The organism is Pseudomonas sp. Tav-5-1A (assembly GCF_055755055.1).
Window position 1 is genome coordinate 6,417,650 of the sequence record NZ_CM146901.1, and the last position, 14,601, is coordinate 6,432,250.

The following is a 14,601-nucleotide window of genomic DNA, read 5'->3' on the forward strand; positions in this document are numbered from 1 at the left end:
GGCTCCTAAGTTACAAATGCACGCACAAAAAAGGGCGAACACGGTGGTGCAAAAAACAAATTTCGGACGGCCGCGTGCCGACCGCTTGAAAAAGCCGGCGCGCAACTTAACAACTGTTACAGCAGTGTCGCAAAAACTATTTCTAATTCAGTCACCTGCGGTACTGCGCCGACTGGTGCGGCGCAGTACCCAGGGAACATCAGGCGGGGCTTACTTGCCCGACTTGATGGTGGTCCAGGTGCGCGTCAGGATGCGCTGGGTAGCAGCCGGCAGGTCGGCGATGGCGTACAGCTTGGCCTGCACGTCAGCCGGCGGGTAGATGCCCGGGTCGTTGGCGATGTCCTTGTTCACCAGCGGGGTGGCGGCGGCGTTGCCGTTCGGGTAACCCACGGCGTCGCTGATTTCAGCCATCACTTTTGGTTGCAGGATGAAGTTCATGAACTTGTAGGCGCCTTCGACGTTCTCGGCATCCTTAGGGATGGCGACCATGTCGTAGAAGCTGCCTGCGCCTTCCTTCGGAATGCTGTAGCTGACGTGTACCTTGTCACCGGCCTCGTGGGCACGGGAGGCGGCTTGCTTCACGTCACCCGAGTAGCCCACGGCCACGCAGATGTTGCCGTTGGCCAGGTCCGAGATGTACTTGGACGAGTGGAAGTAGGCGATCGACGGGCGAATCTTGAGGAACAGGTCCTCGGCCTTCTTGATCTCGTCCTTGTTCTGGGTGTCGGTCTTGAAGCCCAGGTAGTGCAGCGCCGCCGGGATCATCTCGGTTGGCGAGTCGAGGAAGCTGATGCCACAGCCTTTCAGCTTGGCAGCGTTCTCGGGCTTGAACACCAGGTCCCAGGAGTTCACCGGGGCGTCGGCGCCCAGGGCAGCCTTGACCTTCTCGGGGTTGTAGCCGATGCCGATGGTGCCCCACATATACGGGAAGGCGTGGGCGTTGTTCGGGTCGCTGACCGACACAGCCTTCAGCAGGTCCTTGTTCAGGTTGCCGTAGTTGCTCAGCTTGGACTTGTCCAGTTCCTGGTAGACGCCAGCCTTGATCTGCTTGGCCAGGAAGTTGTTGGACGGCACCACAATGTCATAGCCCGACTTGCCAGCCAGCAGTTTGGCTTCCAGGGTTTCGTTGCTGTCGAATACGTCGTAGACGACCTTGATCCCCGACTCCTTCTCGAAATCCGCGATGGTGTTCGGCGCGATATAGTCCGACCAGTTGTACACGTGCAGTACTTTGTCATCCGCGTGTGCAGCAGCGGCCACGACACCCATCAGGGACATGGCGAGGAGGGTCTTGCCAAATATCTTCATGCGTAAGGCTCCAATATTTTTTTAATTCCGTATGTGTCAGCGCCGGGGGCAACCGCACCACTTCCTAGTCTGGCAAGGACGAAGGCGCTGTTTCAATTAAAACAGCAACCTTTTCCTCCCCCCCTCCAAACAACCCCAAAGCCTAGCACTTAGCTGTTCAGCGCTTCCAAAGTCAGGTCCAGGCATTTGCGTGCTTTTGTAACCAACTCATCGATCTCTTCATGAGTGATCACCAACGACGGCGCAATGATCATGGTGTCGCCCACGGCGCGCATGATCAGGCCATTGTTGAAGCAGAAATTGCGGCAGATCATGCCCACACCCATGCCTTCGTAGCGCTGGCGCGTGGCCTTGTCCTTGACCAGTTCGATAGCCCCCAGCAGGCCCAACCCGCGAACTTCGCCCACCAGCGGGTGGTCGCTCAGCTCACGCAGACGTTTCTGCAAATACGGTGCCGTTTCTTCACGCACGCGCTCGATAATTTTTTCGTCGCGCAGAATCCGGATGTTTTCCAGGCCCACCGCAGCGGCTACCGGGTGGCCGGAATAGGTGAAGCCGTGGTTGAAATCGCCACCTGCGGACAGGGTCTTGGCCACCTCGTCACGCACGATCACCCCACCCATGGGGATGTAGCCCGAGGTCAGGCCCTTGGCGATGGTCATCAGGTCCGGCTTGAGGCCGTAGTAATCGCTGCCGAACCATTCGCCGGTGCGGCCGAAACCGCAGATCACTTCGTCGGCCACGAACAGGATGTCGTACTTGGCCAGGATCTCTTTTACCCGCGGCCAGTAGGTTGCTGGCGGGATGATCACGCCACCGGCACCCTGGATGGGTTCGGCAATGAAGGCGCCGACGGTGTCCACGCCCAGCTCCAGAATCTTCTTCTCCAGCTGGTCGGCGGCCCACACGCCGAACTCGTCCTGGCTCATGTCACCGCCTTCGCCGAACCAGTACGGCTGGGCAATGTGGACGATGCCGGGAATCGGCAGGTCGCCCTGCTCGTGCATGCCCACCATGCCGCCCAGGCTGGCGCCGGCCACGGTGGAGCCGTGGTAGCCGTTGATGCGGCTGATGATCACCTTCTTCTCGGGCTTGCCCTTCAGCGCCCAGTAGTGACGGACCATGCGCAGCACGGTGTCGTTGCCCTCGGAGCCTGAGCCGGTGAAGAACACGTGGGTCATGCCCTCGGGCGCCACGTCCGACACCGCCTTGGCCAGTTCCAGCGCCGGTGGGTGGGCGGTCTGGAAGAACAGGTTGTAGTACGGCAGCTCGCGCATCTGTTTGGCGGCCACGTCGGCCAACTCGTCACGGCCGTAGCCCACGGCCACGCACCACAGGCCGGCCATGCCGTCGAGGATCTTGTTGCCTTCGCTGTCCCACAGGTGCACGCCCTTGGCCTTGGTGATGATGCGCGGGCCTTTTTCCTTGAGCTGCTGGTAGTCGCTGAACGGCGCCAGGTGGTGCTCGCCGCTCAGGGCCTGCCACGCTTGGGTTTGCGAATTCTTGTTGCTCATTGCCTTCTCCTCATCGGGGCGGGCCCCGCGTTGATCACACCGCGAACAGCAGGAATTCACGTTCCCATGAGCTGATGACGCGCTTGAAGTTCTCGTGTTCGGCGCGCTTCACCGCGACGTAACCGATGATGAATTTGCTCCCCAGGTACTGCTCCACCGTCTTGCAGTTTTCCATGCGCTCCAGGGCGTCCTCGATGGTCAGCGGCAGGCGCAGGTTGCGGCGCTCGTAGCCACGGCCCTGCACCGGCGCGCTGGGCTCGATGCCCTCGACCATGCCGATGTAGCCACACAGCAGGCTGGCGGCGATGGCCAGGTAGGGGTTGGCGTCGGCGCCCGGCAGGCGGTTTTCCACCCGGCGGTTCTGCGGCACGGCGTCCGGCACGCGCAGGCCCACGGTGCGGTTCTCCTCGCCCCACTCCACGTTCACCGGCGCCGAGGTGTCGGGCAGGAAGCGGCGGAACGAATTGACGTTGGGCGCGAACAGCGGCAGCAGCTCGGGGATGAACTTCTGCAGGCCGCCCACGTGGTGCAGGAACAGCGTGCTCATGCTGCCGTCTTCATTGGAGAAGATGTTCTTGCCGGTCTCAAGGTCAACGATGCTCTGGTGCAGGTGCATGGCGCTGCCGGGCTCGCCGGTCATGGGCTTGGCCATGAAAGTGGCAGCCACGTTGTGCTTGAGCGCCGCCTCGCGCATGGTGCGCTTGAACACCAGGATCTGGTCGGCCAGGTGCAGGGCGTTGCCGTGACGGAAGTTGATCTCCATCTGCGCCGTGCCGTCCTCGTGGATCAGCGTGTCCAGGTCCAGGTGCTGCAGCTCGCACCAGTCGTAGACGTCCTCGAACAGCGGGTCGAACTCGTTCGCCGCTTCAATGGAGAACGACTGGCGGCCGGTTTCCGGGCGCCCCGAGCGGCCCACAGGGGCCTGCAGGGGGAAGTCCGGGTCTTCGCAGCGCTTGGTCAGGTAGAACTCCATCTCCGGCGCCACGATGGGCTGCCAGCCCTTGTCGGCGTAGAGCTTGAGCACCTTCTTCAAGACGTTGCGCGGCGACAGCTCGATGGGGTTGCCCTGCTTGTCGTAGGTGTCGTGGATCACCTGGGCGGTAGGCTCGATGGCCCACGGCACCACGAACACGGCGTTCTCGTCCGGGCGGCAGATCATGTCGATGTCGGCCGGGTCAAGCAGCTCGTAGTAGATGTCGTCTTCCACGTAATCCCCGGTCACGGTCTGCAGCAGCACGCTTTCCGGCAGGCGCATGCCCTTTTCGGCGATGAACTTGTTGGTGGGCGAGATCTTGCCGCGGGTGATACCGGTCAGGTCGGCGATCAGGCACTCGACCTCGGTGATCTTGTGTTCTTTCAACCAATCGGTGAGCTGGTCGAGGCTGGTACGCATAAATACCTCAGGGGCTAGATAGCAGGCCTGGACGCGGCGGCGTCGCGTTGGCTGGCACGTTGCCGGCAGGCGCTGCCGAAGGCCTGGAAGATGGCGAGGTAGTGCGGGTTATCCAGCACTTGCCATTCCGGGTGCCACTGCAAGCCTAGTGCAAAACCCCTGCCCCCCTGGGCGGAGACGGCCTCCACCAGGCCATCGGGTGCCACCGCCTCGACGCGCAAGCCAGGGGCCACGCGGTCGATGCCCTGGGCATGAATGGAGTTGACCTGGAACTGCGCGGGCAAGCCGATGGCCTGCAACACGCCGCCGGGCTGGACATCCACCGCATGGCGCAGGGCATACTGGACCTCGACGGGCTGGTCCTTGGGTTCACGATGGTCCATGAAGGTTCCCGTTGCGTGAACCTGCTGGTGCAAGGTGCCGCCCAGCGCCACGTTCAGCTCCTGGAAGCCGCGGCAAATGCCCAATACCGGCACGCCAGCCGCCACGGCGGCGCGAATCAGCGGTAAGGTGGTAGCATCACGGGCAGGATCGTGCAGCGTGCCTGGCGCGCTTGCGGGGCCGGTATAGTGACGAGGCTCGACGTTGGACGGGGAGCCGGTGAAGAGGATGCCATCCAGGCCGTCAAGTATTTGGGTCGGTTCGAACAGCTCGCCCAGTGCCGGAATGATCATCGGCAAGCCTTCGGCGGCCACGGCAACTGCGCGGACGTATTTGTCACCACAAGTATGGCTGGCGTGCAGCCCGACTGGTTTTAAGCAGGCGGTGACGCCGATTGTCGGCAGGCGTGCCATGTGATCCCCCGGTATTATTGGCGTTATGGGTTGCGAACGAGCTTAGCGTTGTTCATTTTTTTTCACAACACCCCCGTAAAAAATACAACACGCCCCACCAAACAATTCATTTGAGGGTCTTCAGGGAAAGAAAAACCGCCCCAAAAAGCGGCAAAAACTGCCTCAAGGCGCCAATTCAGGGCAAACCGAGCCTCGCTTGACTTCAAGGTGGCTTTCGGATTGACTGAAACAGCAAAAGCCCAATGATTGATATTTTTAACAACAAAGGTGTTGCATCATGTCGGTACCCCCGCGTGCCGTTCAGCTCAACGAAGCGAACGCATTCCTTAAGGAACATCCTGAGGTTCTGTACGTCGACCTTCTGATTGCAGATATGAATGGTGTGGTGCGCGGCAAGCGCATCGAACGCACCAGCCTCCACAAGGTTTACGAGAAAGGCATCAACCTGCCCGCCTCGCTTTTCGCCCTGGACATCAACGGCTCGACGGTGGAAAGCACCGGGCTGGGCCTGGACATCGGCGACGCAGACCGCATCTGCTATCCGATCCCCGATACCCTCTCCAACGAACCCTGGCAGAAGCGCCCTACCGCGCAGTTGCTGATGACCATGCACGAACTGGAAGGCGAACCCTTCTTTGCCGACCCGCGCGAAGTACTGCGCCAGGTGGTGGCCAAGTTCGACGAGCTGGGCCTGACCATCTGCGCCGCCTTCGAGCTGGAGTTCTACCTGATCGACCAGGAGAACGTGAACGGCCGTCCGCAGCCGCCGCGCTCGCCTATCTCCGGCAAGCGCCCGCACTCGACCCAGGTGTACCTGATCGACGACCTGGACGAATACGTGGACTGCCTCCAGGACATCCTGGAAGGTGCCAAGGAGCAAGGCATCCCAGCCGACGCCATCGTCAAGGAAAGTGCCCCGGCGCAGTTCGAAGTGAACCTGCACCACGTGGCCGACCCGATGAAGGCTTGCGACTACGCCGTGCTGCTCAAGCGCCTGATCAAGAACATCGCCTACGACCATGAGATGGACACCACCTTCATGGCCAAGCCCTACCCGGGCCAGGCGGGCAACGGCCTGCACGTGCACATCTCGGTCCTGGACAAGGACGGCAAGAACATCTTCACCAGTGAGGATCCCGAGCAGAACGCCGCGCTGCGTCACGCGATCGGCGGTGTGCTCGAGACCCTGCCGGCGTCGATGGCGTTCCTGTGCCCGAACGTCAATTCGTACCGCCGCTTTGGTGCCCAGTTCTACGTGCCGAACTCGCCGTGCTGGGGCCTGGACAACCGCACCGTGGCCCTGCGCGTGCCGACCGGCACGCCGGACGCCGTGCGTATCGAACACCGCGTGGCCGGTGCCGATGCCAACCCGTACCTGCTGATGGCTGCCGTGCTGGCTGGCGTGCACCACGGCCTGACCAACAAGGTCGAGCCGAACGAGCCGGTGGAAGGCAACTCCTACGAGCAGAACGAGCAGAGCCTGCCGAACAACCTGCGCGATGCCCTGCGCGAGCTGGACGACAGCGAGATCCTGGCGCGGTATATCGATCCGAAGTACATCGATATCTTCGTGGCCTGCAAGGAAAGCGAGCTGGAGGAGTTCGAACACTCCATCTCCGACCTTGAGTACAACTGGTACCTGCATACCGTTTGATGGCTTGGTGTCGTACAAAAAAACCGCGCGCCTCCAAGGCCTGCGGTTTTTTTGTGGGAGCTGGCTTGCCAGCGAGCTTTTCCAGCGCCCTCAAAGCTCGCTGGCAAGCCAGCTCCCACAAGAAACCCTTACAATGCGGCTCGCCTTCCGGAGAAGCCCATGACCCGCACCGCCACGCCCCGCAAACCTCGCGCCCGCAGCCAGGCACGGATCGACTCGATCCTCGAGGCAGCGCGCGCCCTGCTGGCCAGCGAAGGCGTGGGCAGCCTGTCGATCTACAGCGTGGCCGAACGCGCCGAGATCCCACCCTCTTCCGTGTACCACTTCTTCGCCAGCGTGCCGGCCCTGCTCGAGGCGCTGACCGCCGACGTGCACGCTGCCTTCCGCGCCTGCCTGCAAGCGCCGGTGGACCACGCCGCGCTGCGCAGCTGGCACGATCTGTCGCGCATCCTCGAAGAACGCATGCTGGTGATCTACAGCCAGGACGCCGCTGCGCGCCAGTTGATCCTGGCCCAGCACGGCCTGGCCGAAGTGACCCAGGCCGACCGCCAGCACGACCTGGAGTTGGGGGTGTTGATGCACCAGGTGTTCGACCGCCACTTCCAGCTACCGGCACTGCCGGACGACGTGGACGTGTTCGCCCTGGCCATGGAGCTGGGCGACCGCGTGTACGCCCGCTCGGTGCAGCTGCACGGGCAGATTACCCCGCGGTTGGCGGAGGAAGGGATGCGGGTGTTCGATGCCTATGTGGGGCTGTACCTGCCGCCGTTCCTGCCCAAGCGCTGAACACTTGTGGGAGCTGGCTTGCCAGCGAGCTTTTATGCCCGCCGAAAAGCTCGCTGGCAAGCCAGCTCCCACCTAACCCAGGATCAAATGCGGAAGGAACCTGCTGGTATCCTTGGTGATCAGGCTGTCATCTTCGCGAATCCCGATACCCGCCGCGCAGTCGCCAATCACCCAAGAACCCACCAGCGTGTAGCTGTCGCCGAACTTCGGCAACGGCGCCAGTTGCTGCAGGATGTAGGGCGCGTCGTCGTAGGGGCCGTCGACCACGTGCAGCTGGTCATCCGCCGTGCGCAGCTCGATGTTCGCACCCTCGCGGGAGAAATACGGCTTGCGCACCCAGCCCTTCGGCACCGCTGAGCGCGGGTTGGCGTCCAGGTGGCTTTCCAGCAGGTTCGGGTGGCCTTTGTGCGCCTCCCACAGCATCGGCAAAATGCCCTTGTTCGACAAAATGGCCTTCCACGCCGGCTCGATGAACTGCGTGTCGCACTGGGCAATGGCCGCGCCGAACGGCTCGTGGAAGATGAACTCCCAGGCGTGCAGCTTGAACAGGTGCGGGATCCAGCGGTCCTGCAGGTCGACGAAGCGGCCGTCCAGCAGGCCGATGTCTTCCAGGTCGATGTGCCGCGACTCGATGCCGACCTTGTCGGCGATCAGGCGCAGGTAATCGGTGGTGGCCTTGTCTTCCACCGAGCCCTTGATGGAAGCGAAGTAGAACGGCCGCTGGATGTTCAGCGCGGCGAAGGCTTCGTGCAGGCGCGTATCGATGCTGTTGAACTGGTCGACGCCGGCCGGCAGCATGCCGCGCTCGATACCCTGCTCCAGCCAGCCCCACTGGAAGGCCGCGGCCTCGTAGAGGCTGGTGGGGGTGTCGTAGTTCAGCTCCAGCAGCTTCGCCGGGCCGTTGCCGTCGTAGGAAAAGTCCATGCGCCCGTACAGGTGCGGGTGGCCTTCCAGCCACGAGGTGCGCACCAGGTCATGGTAGGCGGCGGGGATGCTCAGGCGCTCCAGCAGCTCTTCGCTCTCCACCACCTTGGCCACCAGGTCCATGCACAGCTCGTGCAGCGCCTGGGTGGGGTCTTCCAGGTCGTCCTCGATCTGCTTGAGGCTGAACTGGTAATAGGCGCTTTCGTCCCAGTAGGGCTCGCCGTCGATGGTGTGGAACATGAAGCCCAGGCGTTCGGCGGTCTGCTTCCAGTCCGGGCGCTCGGCAATGGCGATTTTCTTCATGGCCGGTTATCCGCCAAAGCTGCTGCGCGAAGACGACGAGCCGCCCCAGCCGCTGCGCGCCGTGGCCGAGCTGCCGAAGCCGCCACGGGTGGTGGCCTGGCGCACCGACACCGGGTTGGCGTTGATGCCCGCGCGGCCGAAGCCGCCGCTGCCACCGCTGTAGCCGTTGCCGGACTCGCTCTGGCGCGAGCGCGAGAAGGTGGCGCCGCTGTTGATGCGCGAGCCCAGGGTGGAGCTGGCGTAGTTGCCGCGGTTGTCGCGGTACTGGTAGACCGGGGCGGCGTTGAAGTTGCCGGTGCTGCTGCTGAGCATGTGGCCAATCAGCAGGCCGGTCAGCAGGCCGCTGCCGTTGAAGCCCCCGCCGCCACCGCCGCTTTCACCGCCCGAGCGCGCCACCTCGGCCTTGGCCGAATCAAGCTGCGACTGGGTGACGGTGCCGTTGGCGTCCAGCTCGAAACCGCCCAGCTGGGGCATGTACTTGCCGGCCGAGTCCACCTGGCAGTAGTCAGGCACGAAGTCCGCTTCGCAGTCGGCCTTGTTGTCGTACACCGGGGCAATGCGCCGGTGTTCGTTGAGCGCGGCGATGTAGGCGTCGGAGCACATGTCTACCGGAAACTTCTGCGCGGTGCATTCGGCCACGCTCTTGAAGTCGAAGGTCTTCTTGACCTGGTAGGTTTTCTCCGGCGCGCCGCAACCGGCCACCGCCAGCGCCACCGAGGCGGCCAGCGAGAGTTGTACGTACTTGCTTCGTTTCATCCCTGGCTCCGCGATCAGTTGGTGTTGGGCGTCATGCAGGCGGCATTGAGCATGCCCACGCTGATCGCCACCGCCGCCACGTAGATGCCGGTGGCCAGCTCGCCGCGCTGGATGCGCGCCGACACGCCCTTGAGCACCAGGCTCACCGCCAGGAACGCCAGCAGCTGCACTACGCCGGCGATCAGCGCCCATACCACGAAGTCCAGCAGGCTGATGGAATAGGCAATGACGTTGCTGGCCGGAATCGCGAAGCCGATGATGGCGCCGCCCAGGGCCACGGCCGCGGCGACGTTGCCCTCGCGGATCAGGGCGAATTCCTTGTGCGGCGTCATGCGCGTGTAGATGAACTGGAACAGCACGAGGAACATCGCCGCCCCCAGCAGGTACAGCAGGAAACCCAGCACGGCCGTGGGGTTCAGCGAAATCGAAAGTGCTTCTAGCATGGCATGTCCCTATGGATGAGTCAGAGGATGTGCAGGTCGGTGGGGTACAGCGACACGCCCAGCGAGGCGCTGAGGCTGACGGTGCCCTCCTCGTCCTGCTCGACGGAGAACAGCAGGAATTCGCGGCGGTCGGTCAGGCCGGTGTCGCGCGCGTACAGCATCGCGCGGTGCTGGACGACGTAGCTTTCCTTGGGGTTGCGCACCTGCTCGCGCAGGTCGGTCAGCTCGGTCTGCCCGGCCTCGGTGCCCCACTCGCGGGTGAACTGCACGCCATCGAGGTTGTAGGTGGGCAGGCCGATGTCGCTATTGGGCCCGGCCAGGCGCTGCAGCTCGGCGTTGCTGCTGATGGTGGCGTAGCGCAGGTAGTTGAACAGGATCACCGATTCCACCTGGCCGTCCTGCTCGCCGCTGGTGTGCACCTGCAGCCAGTAGTCCTCGTCGTCCATGTAGTAGCGGCTCAGCCACTGCGACTGGCCGAGGTCGACGCTGCCCACCGCCCAAATCTGCTGGGTGGGCGGAATGATTACCCGGCTGAGGCCGTCGAGCAGCAGCTTGAGCGTGCCGTCGAAACTCACCGAGCGGCCCTGGGCCAGGCCCAGCGCGCCTTCCACCGGTGCCTGGGGCTTGGCGGCAGGTGCCTCCAGGCCCATGAACTGCTTGAACCAACCCATATCAAACTCCTTCTTTGCGCAAAAGCATCCGTGCCGCCACCAGCCCCGCCGCCGCACCGGCGATGTGCGACTCGAACGACACGCCATAGCGAGGCAGGAAACCGAATACCAACCCACCATAGAGCAACAGCGCGGCCACGGCACAGAACAGATTGGCCCAGCTGTGGTGGAACCAGGCCCGGGCCAGCACGTACACCCACAGGCCGAACACCCAGCCACTGGCGCCCACGTGGTAGTAGCCCCGGCCGAACAGCCACACCAGCAGCCCGCCGATGACGATGATCAGCCCGCTGGCCGCCAGGAAGCGGCCGATGCCGTCCTTGGCCACCAGCGTGCCCAACACCACGAACGGCACCAGGTTGCCCAGCAGGTGCCAGATGGAACCGTGCAGGAACGGTGCGCTGACGATGCCCAGCAGGCCCTGCGGCGAACGCGGCAGCAGGCCGTAGGTGTTCAGGCTGTAGCCTGACAGCAGGTTGAGCACCTGCACCACGCACATCACTCCGGCAAGCCAGAGCACGGGTTTGAAATCCTTGGCGGCGATCACATGCGTCTCCCAGGGATATCCGTAGCCGCTGCCGAAGGCTGCGCTGGCCCCATGCCCCACTGAAAATCTGCAGTGAACATCAGGGCCAGCGCAGCCTGGCGGCAGCGGCTATGGGATTGCGCGTTACTCGCCGGCCTGCTGCTTGCGCAGGCGCTCGAGGATGGCGTTGGCGCTGCTGGTGTCCGGGGTAATGCCCGCTTCCTTCAGCTTGCGCTCCAGGTCGTTGCCGGTGGAGGCTTCGGCCAGCTGGTCCTGGGCCTCCAGTTCGGCAGCGCGCTGCTCCTGCTTGGCCTGCAGGCGGCTCAAGGTGCCTACCGCAGTCTCCAGCTTGCCGTTGGCACCGCCGCTGGCGATGGAGGCGCTGACCTGGGCCTTCTGCACGCTTTCGCGGGCCTTGGCCACGTCCACCTGCTGGCGCAGGCTCTTGATGCGCGCCTCGGCCTTGGTGATGTCCTTGCGCATCTTTTCCACGTAGCCGCCGAATTCCACGGCCTGCTTGTGCTCGGTCTCACGCTCGTTGACCTGCACGGCGATGGCCTCGGCCACCTCGTGGGCCAGGTCGTTGCGCTCGGCCTTCATGGCGGCCAGGGCCTTGCTTTCCAGGTCGCTGATGCGTGCGTCGTACTGGGCCACGCGGTCGGTGGCCAGCTTGTGCTTGGCCATGATGGTCACCAGCTCGCGCTTGGCGTTGGCCAGCGCGGTGTCGGCGTCGCGGATCTCCTGGTCGAGAATGCGCAGGGCCTGCTGGTCGACGATGGACTCGCCGACTTCGCTGGCACCGCCACGCAGCGCCGTGAACAACTTGCTCCAGATGGATTGATTACTCATGTCGTTACTCCTTGGCGATTACTTGAAGAAGCCCTGGAAGGCTTCGGCGGCGCGCTGCACGTTGTCCACCAGGGTGGACACTTCGGTGACCACGTTGGTCAGGCTCGAACTGGCACTCAGCGCGCCGAACATGTTGTAGACGGTCTGGCCGTTGGGCATCTGCTCAAGGCCGATGGACGACAGCGGGAACAGCTCGCGGCTGCGCAGCACGGCTTCGTTGAAGTGCGCCACGTCCTTGATCGAATCGACGTCCACCAGCACGGTGTCGACGATGATCTGCTCGCCCACCACGGCAATGTGAATCGGCAGGCCGCCGTATTCGTTCATTTCCAGCTTCAGGCTCTGCTCGGCGCCCTGCACCAGGGTCAGGGTGATTTCCTTCGACACCACTTCATCCAGGCCCTGGAAGGCCGAGTGAAGGCGGTCAAGGGTCCATTTCTCCGCTGTGGTCATGTGTTCCTCCAACTTGAAAGTGCCAGCCATGACAGGCTGGCGGAGCTGTTTTTCCACCTGCTTGAGCAGCCCGCGGTTCTCCGGGAGCACCCAGGCCTCGTGTTTCACGTAACCGGCATCGGCCAGGCCCGCACGCATCTTCTTCATGTAGAAGCTGGAGGTTTTCTTCTCCGCGGGGGCCTTTTTCCTGGCCGGCTTGGGGCTGTCTGGATTGCCTGTCATTTGTGTCTGTTCCGTATCACATGTGATAAACATACGCCTTCTGCAGCAGAGCGCAATACATCACGCGTGATGAATTTGTTTCCATTTGTCGCAAATGTTCCGGGCATAAAAAAACCCCACAGGGCGAACCCTGCAGGGCAAAAAACTGCCTGAACGGTGGTTACAGCTTGGCGATCGAGACCTCGGTGGACTTCACGAAGGCAATCACTTCGCTGCCGATCACCAGCTCCAGTTCGCGCACGGAACGGGTGGTGATCACCGAGGTGACGATGCCAGAGGCGGTCTGCACGTCGATTTCCGACAGCACCGGGCCTTCGATGATTTCCTTCACGGTGCCCTTGAACTGGTTGCGGACGTTGATCGCTTTGATAGTCATGTGATTCTTCCTGTTCAAACGAGGGTAAGGTTCAAAGTGCCCAGCGCAGTTGCGTGGGCAAGGGTGCCGTGGGCTCGGGTTCGGGCGGGGTGCCCGGCAACGCCAGCACACGGTTGAGGACTTCGGTTTCCAGCGCCGCCAGGCGGTGCGAGCCACGGGCGCGCGGGCGTGGCAGCTCGACGTGCAGGTCCAGGCCCACTTCGCCGTCTTCGATCAGAATCACCCGGTCGGCCACCGCCACCGCTTCCGCCACGTCGTGGGTCACCAGCAGCACGGTGAAGCCATGCTGCTTCCACAGGCGCTCGATCAGCTGTTGCATCTCGATACGGGTCAGGGCGTCCAACGCCCCCAGCGGTTCGTCCAGCAACAACAGGCGCGGCTTGTGGATAAGCGCACGGGCCAGGGCCACGCGCTGCTTCTGGCCGCCGGACAAGGCCGCCGGCCACTCGTTGGCGCGCTCGGCCAGGCCTACCGCTTCCAGGGCTTCCAGCGCTTGTGGCCGCCAGTCACCCTTGAGGCCCAGGCCGACGTTGTCGATCACCTTCTTCCACGGCAACAGGCGCGCTTCCTGGAACATCAGGCGGGTGTCGTCGCGGGCCTGGCTCAGCGGCGCCGAACCCGCCAGCAACTCACCGCCGCTGGGCTTGTCGAGGCCGGCCAGCAGGCGCAACAAGGTGCTCTTGCCACAGCCACTACGGCCCACCACGGCGACGAATTGCCCGGCCGGAATGTGCAGGTCGATGTCCTTGAGCACCTGGCGGTTGCCGAAGGATTTCTGCAGCTTGTCCAGCGCCAGCGGGATGCCCTGCAGCAGGCGCGGCGGTTGGCTCTTCAATACGGCGGTCATGCGGCACCTCCCTTGGCGACCTGGTAGGCCGGGTGCCAGCGCAGCCACACGCGTTCCAGGCCACGGGCGGCCAGGTCAGCGAGTTTGCCGAGCACGGCGTAGAGGACGATGGCCAGCACCACCACGTCGGTCTGCAGGAATTCACGGGCGTTCATGGCCAGGTAGCCGATGCCGGAGCTGGCCGAGATGGTTTCCGCCACGATCAGCGTCAGCCACATGAAGCCGAGGGCGAAACGCACGCCCACCAGGATCGACGGCAGCGCGCCCGGCAGAATCACCTGGCGGAACAGCGCGAAGCCGCTCAGGCCGTAGCTGCGGGCCATTTCCACCAGCGCCGGGTCGACGTTGCGGATGCCGTGGTAGGTGTTCAGGTAGATCGGGAACAGGGTGCCCAGGGCCACCAGGAAGATCTTCGCCGACTCATCGATGCCGAACCACAGAATCACCAGTGGGATCAGCGCCAGGTGCGGCACGTTGCGGATCATCTGCATGGAGCTGTCGAGCAGGCGCTCGCCCCACTTCGACAGGCCCACCACGAAGCCCAGGAACAGGCCCAGCGAACCGCCGATGACAAAGCCCACGCCCGCACGCCAGCCACTGATGGCCAGGTGCGTCCAGATCTCGCCGCTGCGCACCAGCTCGACGCCCGCCGCCACCACGGCGCTGGGCGCCGGGAGGATACGCGTGGACAGCCAGCCGGCGCTCACCGACAACTGCCACACCGCCAGCAACAGCACCGGCAGCGCCCAGGGCGCCAGCCTGTGGATAATCTTTTCCATGGT

The 14,601-nt window shown here is 63.6% G+C and carries 16 protein-coding genes; 2 read left to right on the forward strand and 14 right to left on the reverse strand.

What is annotated here, in order from left to right; all coding sequences use genetic code 11:
* Nucleotides 1–210 precede the first annotated feature (210 nt).
* The 4 genes from AC0J42_RS29740 to AC0J42_RS29755 form a co-directional block, all read right to left on the reverse strand.
* Nucleotides 211–1,308 carry a polyamine ABC transporter substrate-binding protein gene (locus AC0J42_RS29740; RefSeq protein ID WP_473004854.1) on the reverse strand — a complete coding sequence of 366 codons (1,098 nt, stop codon included), beginning with the start codon at nucleotides 1,306–1,308 and terminating at the stop codon, nucleotides 211–213.
* Between the two features lie 149 nt (nucleotides 1,309–1,457).
* Complete coding sequence (locus tag AC0J42_RS29745; RefSeq protein ID WP_473004855.1) at nucleotides 1,458–2,822, reverse strand: aspartate aminotransferase family protein; 1,365 nt, start codon at nucleotides 2,820–2,822, stop codon at nucleotides 1,458–1,460.
* Between the two features lie 34 nt (nucleotides 2,823–2,856).
* The gene (locus AC0J42_RS29750) at nucleotides 2,857–4,215 is read right to left on the reverse strand and encodes a glutamine synthetase family protein (RefSeq protein ID WP_416421490.1); all 1,359 of its coding nucleotides are present in this window, start codon (nucleotides 4,213–4,215) and stop codon (nucleotides 2,857–2,859) included.
* A gap of 14 nt (nucleotides 4,216–4,229) precedes the next feature.
* Entirely contained in the window at nucleotides 4,230–5,009 is a 780-nt protein-coding gene (locus AC0J42_RS29755; RefSeq protein ID WP_416421491.1) for a gamma-glutamyl-gamma-aminobutyrate hydrolase family protein, read from the reverse strand.
* Nucleotides 5,010–5,286: 277 nt separating this feature from the next.
* On the opposite strand from AC0J42_RS29755, the gene AC0J42_RS29760 reads away from it, so the two are divergent.
* Entirely contained in the window at nucleotides 5,287–6,663 is a 1,377-nt protein-coding gene (locus tag AC0J42_RS29760) for a glutamine synthetase family protein (RefSeq protein ID WP_416421492.1), read from the forward strand.
* Between the two features lie 159 nt (nucleotides 6,664–6,822).
* Nucleotides 6,823–7,449 carry a TetR/AcrR family transcriptional regulator gene (locus tag AC0J42_RS29765; RefSeq protein WP_416421493.1) on the forward strand — a complete coding sequence of 209 codons (627 nt, stop codon included), beginning with the start codon at nucleotides 6,823–6,825 and terminating at the stop codon, nucleotides 7,447–7,449.
* 72 nt (nucleotides 7,450–7,521) lie between these two features.
* On the opposite strand, the gene AC0J42_RS29770 is transcribed toward AC0J42_RS29765, so the two are convergent.
* The 10 genes from AC0J42_RS29770 to ssuC form a co-directional block, all read right to left on the reverse strand.
* Nucleotides 7,522–8,676, reverse strand: a complete 1,155-nt coding sequence (locus AC0J42_RS29770) for a glutathionylspermidine synthase family protein (protein WP_473004856.1) — start codon at nucleotides 8,674–8,676, stop codon at nucleotides 7,522–7,524.
* Nucleotides 8,677–8,682: 6 nt separating this feature from the next.
* A complete protein-coding gene (locus AC0J42_RS29775) occupies nucleotides 8,683–9,432 on the reverse strand; it encodes a DUF1190 domain-containing protein (RefSeq protein ID WP_416421495.1) in 750 nt (249 codons plus the stop codon).
* A 14-nt stretch (nucleotides 9,433–9,446) separates the two neighbouring features.
* Nucleotides 9,447–9,875, reverse strand: a complete 429-nt coding sequence (locus tag AC0J42_RS29780) for a DUF350 domain-containing protein (RefSeq protein ID WP_416421496.1) — start codon at nucleotides 9,873–9,875, stop codon at nucleotides 9,447–9,449.
* A gap of 20 nt (nucleotides 9,876–9,895) precedes the next feature.
* A complete protein-coding gene (locus tag AC0J42_RS29785) occupies nucleotides 9,896–10,546 on the reverse strand; it encodes a DUF2491 family protein (protein WP_473004857.1) in 651 nt (216 codons plus the stop codon).
* A 1-nt stretch (nucleotide 10,547) separates the two neighbouring features.
* A complete protein-coding gene (locus AC0J42_RS29790) occupies nucleotides 10,548–11,093 on the reverse strand; it encodes a rhomboid family intramembrane serine protease (protein ID WP_473004858.1) in 546 nt (181 codons plus the stop codon).
* 123 nt (nucleotides 11,094–11,216) lie between these two features.
* On the reverse strand, nucleotides 11,217–11,921 hold the full coding sequence (locus AC0J42_RS29795) for a PspA/IM30 family protein (RefSeq protein ID WP_416421499.1): 705 nt from the start codon (nucleotides 11,919–11,921) through the stop codon (nucleotides 11,217–11,219).
* An 18-nt stretch (nucleotides 11,922–11,939) separates the two neighbouring features.
* Nucleotides 11,940–12,596: a YjfI family protein gene (locus AC0J42_RS29800; RefSeq protein WP_416421500.1), complete on the reverse strand. Its 657-nt coding sequence runs from the start codon at nucleotides 12,594–12,596 to the stop codon at nucleotides 11,940–11,942.
* 160 nt (nucleotides 12,597–12,756) lie between these two features.
* Nucleotides 12,757–12,972, reverse strand: a complete 216-nt coding sequence (locus AC0J42_RS29805) for a TOBE domain-containing protein (RefSeq protein ID WP_027980095.1) — start codon at nucleotides 12,970–12,972, stop codon at nucleotides 12,757–12,759.
* 31 nt (nucleotides 12,973–13,003) lie between these two features.
* Nucleotides 13,004–13,819: an aliphatic sulfonates ABC transporter ATP-binding protein gene (gene ssuB, locus AC0J42_RS29810; RefSeq protein ID WP_416421501.1), complete on the reverse strand. Its 816-nt coding sequence runs from the start codon at nucleotides 13,817–13,819 to the stop codon at nucleotides 13,004–13,006.
* Nucleotides 13,816–14,598: an aliphatic sulfonate ABC transporter permease SsuC gene (gene ssuC, locus AC0J42_RS29815; protein ID WP_416421502.1), complete on the reverse strand. Its 783-nt coding sequence runs from the start codon at nucleotides 14,596–14,598 to the stop codon at nucleotides 13,816–13,818. The genes ssuB and ssuC overlap by 4 nt, the downstream gene beginning before the upstream one ends.
* Nucleotides 14,599–14,601 lie beyond the last annotated feature (3 nt).